1 protein-coding gene is annotated in these 6,061 nt (G+C 67.5%); it reads left to right on the top strand.

What is annotated here, in order from left to right; genetic code table 11:
- Window positions 1-49: 49 nt before the first annotated feature.
- A complete protein-coding gene (locus FJ956_RS29100; protein WP_246681618.1) occupies window positions 50-6,004 on the top strand; it encodes a kinesin in 5,955 nt (1,984 codons plus the stop codon).
- The last annotated feature ends 57 nt before the right edge of the window (window positions 6,005-6,061 follow it).

The raw sequence follows: 6,061 nt of genomic DNA, 5'->3' as shown, positions 1-6,061 counted from the left end.
GCCTGCCACCCCCCAGCCTCCCAGGGCGCCCGCGGCCAAGCCGGCCGAGTTGCGCCCGGTCGAGCCGCGCAACGGGCAGCCGTCCGGCTTCACCCCTCCCGCCGGCTTCACGCCCGCCAATGACGACCGCCAGAAAGACTACAAGACGCTGCTGCACAGCCTCAACCGCCGTGCGTCGAGCACCGTCTACTGGGTGATCGCCTTTATCTCGCTGGCCTGGATCGCCGGCGCCGGCGGCCTGGCCAACCTGTTGTTCGGCCCCGGCATCTGGAAGATCCGCACCTTCGACCAGTTCTTCGCCCGTCCCGAGTTGATCGGCCTCGCGGTTGCCGCGATCGTTCCGGTCATCCTGTTCTGGGCGTTCGCCGCCATGATCCGGCGCGCGCAGGAAATGCGCATCGCCGCGCAATCCATGACCGAGGTCGCCTTCCGCCTGGCGGAGCCCGAGAACCTCGCCCAGGACCGTGTCATGATGATCGGCCAGGCCGTTCGCCGCGAGGTGGCGGCCATGGGCGAAGGCATCGAGCGCACCCTGGCCCGCGCGGTCGAGCTCGAAACGCTTGTCCACGGCGAAGTCAGCCAGATCGAGCGCTCCTATTCCGAGAACGAGGCCCGCATCCGTTCGCTGGTCGATGGTCTCGGCAGCGAGCGAGAGGCGGTCGTCACCCATGCCGAGCGGGTGCGCGCCTCCATTGCCAGCGCTCACGAGACGCTGCGCGACGAGATCGGCTCGGCCAGCGATATCATCCGCGACTCCATCCTTAACGCATCGACCAAGCTGTCGATGACGATCAACAATTCCGGCGACACGCTGATCGATCGCATCAATGAAAGCTCGACGTCGATCTTCGATTCCGTGGAATCGCGCCTGGACAACATCACGGACCGTCTTTCGACCTCCGGCGAGGCTTTCGCGAGCCTCCTCGACACCCGTATCGCAAAGCTGACCGACACCACGGACGGCCTGACGCGCTCGCTGACCGACCTGCTCGACGACCGCACCCATGGCATGGTCTCGCTGCTCGGCGGCGCGGCGCGCACCTTGAGCTCGGAGTTCGAGACGAGCCTCAGCGGTATCGAACGGACGCTTGCCGAACGCGGCCAGGCGCTGATCAGCGAGTTCCAGACCCGCGCCGAGGCGCTCGACACCGGCACGCAGAAGCTCAACGCCGCCCTCGAAGCGCGCGCCCGCCAGATCAACGAGACGATGGTGGAGCGCGCGAAGGAAATCGCCCACGCCTTCGCGGAGAGCAAGGACACGCTGTCGGCGATGATCGATCAGGGCAAGACCCAGATCGGCGCCGATATGGCCGACATCATCTCGTCGACCTCCTCCATGCTCGAAGCCCGCGCCACCGACTTCGCCGGGCGCATGGAAGCGGCTCGGCACGTGGTGTCGCGCTCCTTCGATTCCGACATCCAGCGGCTGGCCAATGCCCGTGTCGGCATCGAGGAAGCCGTCGAGAACCACAGCCGCTCGCTTTCCGAGAGCCGCGAACGCATGGCCGCCGCCATGCAGGAGGACCTGGCGAAATTTGCCGAAGGCCGCGCGGCGATCGATGCCGCCGTCACCAACCAGGTGCAGAAGCTGGCCGAAGGCCGCGGCCTGATCTCGCGCGCGCTCGAAGAAGATCTGCGCAAGGTCAACGAGTCGCGCGCCGCCATCGACGCCTCGCTCGGCAGCCATCTGGAACAGCTCGACGAAGGCCGCAATCGGCTGTCCCAGGCCTTGAACGAAGACTCCGGCAGGCTCGTCCAAGCCCGTACAATGATTGACGAAATGGTCGCCGGCCACGTCGGCAAGCTGGCCGAGGGCCGCAACATCCTGGCGCGCGCCCTGGAGGCCGATCTCGGCAAGCTGCAGGACAGCCGCGCCTCGATCGACGGCATTGTCGCCGGTCAGGTTGAGAAGATCGCCGAGGGCCGCGCCGTGCTCGCCAAGGCCCTCGAAACCGACATCATCGGCATCAGGAACCTGATCGAGACGCACTCGAGCAAGCTCGCCGAGGACCGCGGCGAGCTTAGCCGCGCGCTTGAAAACGATCTGAGCGGCATCCGCGGCCTCATCGACGGCCATGCCGGCAAGCTCGCCGACGACCGCGGCCTGCTGTCGCAGACACTGGAAGCCGACCTCGCCAAGCTGGCCGAAAGCCGCGCCTCGATCGACGGTCTGGTCGCCGGCCAGGTCGAGAAGCTCGCCGAAGGCCGCGATATCCTCAAGCGCGCGCTGGAAGCCGACCTCAACACCATCAAGGGTGCCATTGCGGGACATTCGGACAAGGTGCTGGAAGATCGCTCGCAGCTGTCGAAAGCGCTCGAAGCCGACCTGCAAGCCGTCAGCGGCGCCATCGCCGACCACCAGGACAGGCTCGTCCAGGACCGTTCAGTGCTGTCGAAGTCGCTGGAAGACGACCTCGCCAAGCTGGCGGAGAGCCGTTCCAGCATCGACGGTCTGGTCGCCGGCCAGGTCGAGAAGCTCGCCGAGGGCCGCGATATCCTCAAGCGCGCGCTGGAAGCCGATCTCAACACGATCCAGGGCGCGATCGTCGATCATTCGCAGAAGATCACCGGCCACCGCGCCGAGCTTTCGCGTGCGCTCGATGCCGATATGGCCAATGCCAGCGGCCTCATGCAGACCCATGCCGACCAGCTGTCGCAGAACCGTGCGACGCTGTCCAAGGCGCTCGAGGACGATCTTGCCAAGCTCGCCGAGAGCCGCGCCGGCATCGACGGCCTGGTGTCCGGCCAGGTCGAGAAGCTCGCCGAGGGCCGTGACATCCTCAAGCGTGCGCTGGAAGCCGACCTTGCCAAGCTGGCCGAGAGCCGCGCCTCGATCGATGGCCTCGTCGCTGGCCAGGTCGAGAAGCTTTCGGAAGGCCGCGATATCCTCACCCGGGCCCTTGAAGCCGACCTCGCCAAGCTTGCCGAAAGCCGCTCCGGCATTGACGGCCTCGTCGCCGGCCAGGTCGAAAAGCTCGCCGAGGGTCGCGATATCCTCAAGCGCGCCCTCGAAGCCGATCTTCAGAAGCTGACTGAAAGCCGCTCGGAGATCGACGACGTCATCGCCGGCCATGTCGGCAAGCTGTCCGAAGGCCGCAATATGCTGGCCAAGGCCCTGGAGGACGATCTCGTCAAGCTCGCCGATGCGCGCAAGGACGTCGATCGTTCGGTGTCCGGGCATATCGACCAGATCGCCGCCAGGAGCAGCGACATCTCGGCGGCGATTGCCGCCGACGTCGAGAAGATCGAGCAGGCCTTCAACCGGCAGACCGGTATCATCGAGGAGCGTGCCGGCACCATGGAGCGCGCGCTGTCGACAGGCGTCGACAATGTCCGCGGCGTGCTGGAAAAGACCGCCGTGTTCGTGGCGGGCGCGCTGCGCGACAAGGTCATGGAAGTCACCAGTGCCCTGCACGAGCAGGCCGGCGCCGCTTTCAGCGACGCGGACCGCAAGATCGCCGAACGCGCCGAGCAGACCTCCTCCGCGCTGCTCTCCAGGGCCGAGGACATCGCGCAGGCCTTCGAGGCGGCGGACCGTCGCCTGCATGAGCGCGCCCAGGATACGTCCAACATGCTGATGGCGCGCGCCGACGATGCGTCGAACGCGCTCATGGCCCGCGCCGAGGAAACCGCCGACAAGCTCGCCACCCGCGCCGGCGAGATCGCCAACACCTTCGACACGGCCGACCAGAAGCTGGTTGCCCGCGCCGTCGAGACGGCGCAGTCGCTGGCCGCCCGCGCCGGCGACATCCTGCGCAACTTCGAGGGCGCCGACGAACGGCTCTCGATGCGCATCACGGAATCGGCCGAAGCGCTGGCCGCCCGCGCCTCCGATCTCGGCCGCATCTTCGACAGCGCCGATCAGCAGCTCATGTCGCGCATTGCCGAGGGTTCGGAAGCGCTCTCCGCCCGTGCCGGCGAAATCGGCCGCATCTTCGACGACGCCGACAACCGCCTGGTGTCGCGCATTGCTTCGACCAGCTCGACCATCGGCGAGCATGCCGACACGATCGTCGGCGCTTTCGCCGCCACCGAGCAGCGTGTCGCCGACCGCGCTCGCCAGACCGGCCAGGAGCTTGCCGTGCATGCCCGCGAGATCGAGCAGGCGCTGGCCGGCGCCGACGAGCGGCTGGCCGCAAGCGCCTCTGCCGCGGCCGCCCGTGTCGAGGACCAGGTCGCGAGCGTGGAAAACCGCCTCGCCTATACCACCGAGACCATGGGCCAGAAGCTCAACGAGCAGGTCTCCAGCGCCGAGGCCCAGCTCATCTCGCGCGCCAACGTCATCGCCGAGACCTTTACGGCGGTCGGCCAGCATATCGGTCAGAGCACCAACGAGGCCGCACGCACGATCGGCGCCAACACCCGCGAGCTCAACACCATGCTGGCGGCGCGTTCGGCCGAGATGGCGAAAATCCTCGACGAGACGGCCAAGCCGCTGGTCGAGCGCTTCGCCCAGGGCGGCTCCGAACTGCAGCGCAGCATGGAAGAGGTCACCGAACGGGCGGCCGAGAAGCTGCGCAGCGAGAACACGAACCTCGTCAACGCGCTGGCCAGCCGCACGGCCGAGACCCTGTCGGCAGTCGAAGGCGCGCGTTCCTCGCTTGCCGACAGCGTGGCCGATCTCATCGGCCGCATGACGACCTCCAGCGCGCAGCTCGGCCAGTTGATCGACCAGGCTGCCGTCAACCTCGGCCAGGTCGAGGAGCGGCTCTCCGGCAGCACGCAGAGCTTCGCCACGACCACGGAGAAGGCCGCCCAGACCTTCGCCAGCTCCGCGCGTCTCGTCGATTCCAACACCACGCGGCTCACCGACCTGTCCTCGGCAACGCTGCGCGAGGTGGCGTCGATCGCGACCAAGTTCGACGAGCACAGCCGCTTGCTCTCCAGCGCCTCTAACCTGCTCAGCTCCGCGCAGAGCAATCTCGAGCACACGCTGGAGCGTCAGTCCTCGCTGGAAGACCTCGCCGTCGGCCTGGTCAAGAAGTCGGAAGACCTCGAGAAGGTGATGCGTTCCTTCGAAAGCCTCGTCGGCCAGACGATGCAGACCGCGGAGGGCCGCACGATGGAATCGGCGGAAAAGATCCGCACCGCCATCGCCGAGGTCGTCGATTCGGCCACACGCCGCTTTGCCGACGCGACCGAGGAGATGCGCCGCACTGCGGGCTCGATCAAGAGCGAACTCGACCTGACCCGCGCCGAGCTGAAGAAGGGCGTGATCGAGATGCCGGAAGAGGCCAAGGAATCGACCTCGGCCATTCGTCGCGCCGTCGCAGAGCAGATCAATGCGCTCAAGGAACTGTCGGATATCGTTGCGAAATCCGGCCGCAGCGGCAGCAGCGAACAGGGCGAACCGCGCGGTCTGCGGCCTGCCCCGCAGGCGCCGGCCCGCGCCGCCGAACCGCCGCTGCGCCGTCCGCCGGCCCCGCAGCCTCAGCCGCAGCCCACGGCTCGCGCTCCGCAGGCGCCGCTTGCCGAGACCACGCTGCGCGGCACGCTCGACCTTGAACGCCCCGCCGAGGCGCCGCGCCGCGATCCGAACGGCAAGCCCCCGCAGGGCGGCTGGGTGCGCGACCTCCTGACCAACGCTTCGCGCGAGGAGGAGCTGCGGCCGGCGGCGGCGGAAGCGCCGCGCGCGACGCCTGCCCAGCGCTCGCCGCTGCATGTCATGGAGTCGCTCAACTCGCTCTCCGTCGACATCGCCCGCGCCATCGACCATGACGCCTCGATCGAGCTCTGGAACCGCTACCGGCGCGGCGAGCGCGATGTCTTCACGCGTCGCCTCTACACGCTGAAGGGCCAGCAGACTTTTGACGAGATCCGCCGCAAGTACCAGGCAGAGGCGGAATTCCGCGCCGCGGTCGACCGTTACTGCGAGGATTTCGAGAAGCTGCTCAAGGATGTCTCGCGCAACGACCGCGACAACATCATGGCGCAGACCTATCTGACGTCCGACACCGGCAAGGTCTACACCATGCTGGCCCACGCCAGCGGCCGGTTGCACTGACGCCGCCAAGCCAGAACCGGAACTGAAAAAGGCGGGTCTCGACCCGCCTTTTTCATA

Origin of the sequence: Mesorhizobium sp. B2-4-3, assembly GCF_006442815.1 — a bacterium.
In the GTDB taxonomy this organism is placed as follows: Bacteria; Pseudomonadota; Alphaproteobacteria; order Rhizobiales; family Rhizobiaceae; genus Mesorhizobium.
This window is presented reverse-complemented; position numbering and strand designations above follow the sequence as displayed.